The sequence below is a fragment of the Paenibacillus sp. MMO-58 genome (assembly GCF_037146255.1).
Classification (GTDB): Bacteria; Bacillota; Bacilli; order Paenibacillales; family Paenibacillaceae; genus Pristimantibacillus.
Window position 1 is genome coordinate 1 of record NZ_JBBCVY010000038.1, and the last position, 634, is coordinate 634.

The 634-nt window shown below is 38.2% G+C and carries 1 protein-coding gene; it reads left to right on the forward strand.

All coding sequences use genetic code 11. From position 1 onward, the window contains the following. Window positions 1-226: 226 nt before the first annotated feature. Window positions 227-634: DUF4830 domain-containing protein (locus WFJ73_RS33190; protein WP_336776995.1), on the forward strand; the 408-nt coding region annotated here is incomplete at its 3' end.

Genomic DNA, 634 nt, shown 5'->3' on the forward strand with positions numbered 1-634 from the left:
TTGTTCAAGTTGTAGTATTAGTCGCTTTTTTAACGTTTCTTATATGGGGAATAGTTAGAATAATAAGGGTCTTAAAGAAGTAGTTAACCTTTTTTGAACTAACTGGGAACTTTAGTTCAACGGAAGAAGCAGCATGCGATCCGCAGCTGCTTCTTTCTCATTAAGCTATAGGGAAGTTTAGCGCAACAATTGATAAGGATAGGGAGTAAAGGGGACAATGATATTAATGAGGAGTCTTACAAATTGGGGAATTATTTTGGGGTTATTATTTTTAATTCTTGCTGGATGCGGTAAAGAGATTTCAGGCGATGAAAAAAAAGCCGAGCAATACGTCAAGCAACAAGGTTATAAAGTTACTTCTCGAAAAGGCGAAGTTCAAAAGTACGTTTTAGACAAAAGCAAACTTTTCGGAGGAAGCGCGGAATCAACGCACAATCAACAGATATGGGGCGTTCAAAAGGAAGAGCCTGACAAGTATTTCGGGAAGGAAATAACCGAATATGGATTCACAGTGAAAAATCATCCCCTTGAAAAAAAATACAATACCGAGACCAACGTCTCTGTCATGGTATGCAATGGCAAAGTAATAGGCGGCATTTCATTTCCTGTTCAAGGAAAAGTGCTTTTAATGGGA